We start from the raw sequence: 2,576 nt of genomic DNA on the forward strand, positions 1-2,576 counted from the left end.
CGTGAGCGTCTGGCCGTCCCATCTTGACGGCGGTCAGTTGCTCAAGTCTGCGGCGGAGTCCACCGATGAGGCAACAGCTCTTCGAGTCGGCTATTGGGCAGCATCGGCAGCCGCTCCAACACGTCACGCAAGTAGGCCCAGGGGTCATGCCCGTTCAGACGTGCTGACTGCACCAGGCTCATGATGATGGCCGCTCGCTGACCCGCCAGCTCGCTACCCACGAACTGCCATGCTTTGCGTCCCATCGCCCAGGGCTTGATCTGCCGCTCCAGGTGGTTGTTGTCGATCGCCACCGCACCGTCTTCCAGGTGCCGCGTCAGCGCCGCCCAGTGCCCCAACGTGTAGTCGATCGCCTTGGCCGTCGTGCCGCCGTCCGGGACGAGGCGCCGCTCCAGGCTGAGCCACTGGTGGAGCTCGTCCCATAGCGGCTTGGCCAGCCGCTGCCGCTGAGCTCGTCGTTCGTCATCGCTGAGGCCCTTGAGCTCGCCCTCGACTTCGTAGATGCGCGCGAACCGCCGCAGCGCGTCCAGTCCGATGGGACTCGTGCCGGCCTTCGTCAACTCCTCGAAGTTCCGGCGTGCATGCGCTGAGCAGGCGGCGCTGATGCGACCCGGGTAGTGCTGTGGGTCCACCACGGTGTCGTACGCCCCGTAGCGGTCGGTGAGCAGCGTCCCGGCCCATCGTCGCTCGCCGCGTCGCTCGTCGCCGTTCAGGAACGCCACCGGGTACTGCGCTGCGCGCCCTCGACAGAAGTCGTAGACGACGCCGGGCACCGCGTCGTGCCAACTTCGCGCGTAGGCCCACATGTAGGCCCGGCGGGTCTTGCCCGCCCCGGGGTCCAGCAGGGCCACCGGCGTCTCGTCGGCGTGCAGGACATGGCAACCGAGGACGAAGTGCTTGTGCAGGTCGTACAGCGGCTCCAGCGCCGCGCCGACCTGGCCCGAGCCGGCCGCCAAGGTCGAGCGCGGGGTATGCACGCCTGAGCGGGCATTGATGGTCTCCTGCCGGTAGTACGGCACGTGATCCACGAAGCGGCTGATCGCCGTGTGCGCGAGGAACCCGCTGGCGGCGATGCCGCCCTCGACGATCTCCGGCACGCTCGGTGCCTGCTTGAGCACTTGGCAGTGCCGGCAAGCCCACTTGCCGTAGATGTGGCGATGCACGAAGAACTCGGCCGGCACGATGTCCAGCCGCTCGGTGATGTCTTCACCGATGCGGGTCATGGGGCGCCCGCAGCCGTGCTCCTGGCAATCGGTGCTGTCGGGCTCATGGCGGTGCTCCACGCGGCGCAGATGCTCCGGCAGTGCATTGCGACGGGGCTTGCGCGGCGGCGCCTTGGGCTTGGTGCCGGCCGCCGCCGCGGCCGCCGCGGCTTCACGGCGCAGCCGATCGAGCTGCGCACGCAGCGCGGCTTCGTCCTCGGCCAGCGTCTCTTCGAACAAGCGCCGCTGGTCAGCGTTCATCGCCTCGGACTTCGCGCCGTAGGTCCAGCGCTTCAGGCGCGCGAGCTCGAACTGGATCTTCTCGATCCTGGCCTCGCGCAGCGCGATCTCGCGGTCCTTGCGCAGCAGCTGCGCGTCGCGTTCGGCGAGTTCGCGGCCCTGTTGTTCAAGCCGCTGCTGCAGTTGCTCGATGAGCGCGGCTGCCTGCGGGGTCAGACCTTGCAGGTCGTGAGGTTGGAGGTCGCGAGCGCCGAGCATGTCCGGCATCGTGCCGGGCGCGACGGCCTCGCGCCATCGGCACAACTGCCGTTGTCAGCGCGCGGCGGTCATGCTCGGGTGATGCACTGCATCTCGGGCAGGCGCTGCCAGGGCAGCCCCAGCACCAGGGCGTCGAACTGCGCACCCGTGAGCGCCAAGGAGGGCGCAACGCCAGCGACCGGCCAGACGAAGCGGCCGGCGTTCAGGCGCCGCGCCGCGCACCACACGCCGAAGCCGTCGTGCACGAGCAGCTTGATGCGCGTGCCACGCGCGTTGGCAAAGAGGTAGCCATGGTGGGCCTGCGCGACACCGAACACCTGCACGACGCGGGCGAGCAGCCGCTCAGGCCCGGCGCGCATGTCCACGGGTTCAGCCGACAGCCACATGGCGTCGATGCGGATCATCGAAGCAGCTCGCGCATCCAGGCAGCGCACTCGCTGGCCGCACTGGCCGGCCAGGTCACCGTGACGGCGGTCGGGCCGCGCTGCAGCTCGATGCGGATGTCGGCTATCGGTGTCGGCGCAGCGGGCGCAGGCAGCGCCACGGGCACAAACGCGGGCGCCAGCGTTGGATGCTCCACCCTGCGCAGAGTCTTGGCGGGCACGTCGATCGACGTCGTCATCTCTGCCTGGCGCACCCAGCGGCGCAATAGGTTGGCGTTGATGCCATGCGCCATCGCCACGGCTGCCATGGACATCCCCGGCTGCATGCAGGCTGCCACGGCATTGGCCTTGAACTCGTCGCTGTGGAGCCGACGCCGGCGCCGAGCGCCAGCGGGTTGGACGGGGAAGGTCATACGTATCCACCAAAGTTGAGGTGGGTACGAGGCTCCTATGTGCCTATCGCATTCTCAAGATGGTCAGACTGGACGCTCAC

At 68.9% G+C, this 2,576-nt stretch carries 3 protein-coding genes; all 3 read right to left on the reverse strand.

Annotated elements, in window-relative coordinates; translation table 11 throughout:
* Positions 1-41: 41 nt before the first annotated feature.
* Genes tnpC through tnpA form a run of 3 tightly spaced genes read right to left on the reverse strand, consistent with a single transcriptional unit; the run spans position 42 to position 2,496 of the window.
* Positions 42-1,709 (reverse strand): IS66 family transposase, encoded by a 1,668-nt coding sequence (tnpC, locus tag AC1DXV_RS33740; RefSeq protein WP_477867023.1) that lies wholly within the window; start codon positions 1,707-1,709, stop codon positions 42-44.
* Positions 1,710-1,768: 59 nt separating this feature from the next.
* Positions 1,769-2,104: an IS66 family insertion sequence element accessory protein TnpB gene (tnpB, locus tag AC1DXV_RS33745; RefSeq protein ID WP_477867025.1), complete on the reverse strand. Its 336-nt coding sequence runs from the start codon at positions 2,102-2,104 to the stop codon at positions 1,769-1,771.
* Positions 2,101-2,496 carry an IS66-like element accessory protein TnpA gene (tnpA, locus tag AC1DXV_RS33750; RefSeq protein WP_477867027.1) on the reverse strand — a complete coding sequence of 132 codons (396 nt, stop codon included), beginning with the start codon at positions 2,494-2,496 and terminating at the stop codon, positions 2,101-2,103. The genes tnpB and tnpA overlap by 4 nt, the downstream gene beginning before the upstream one ends.
* Positions 2,497-2,576: the final 80 nt, after the last annotated feature.

Source organism: Rhizobacter sp. P3_C12 (assembly GCF_056402735.1).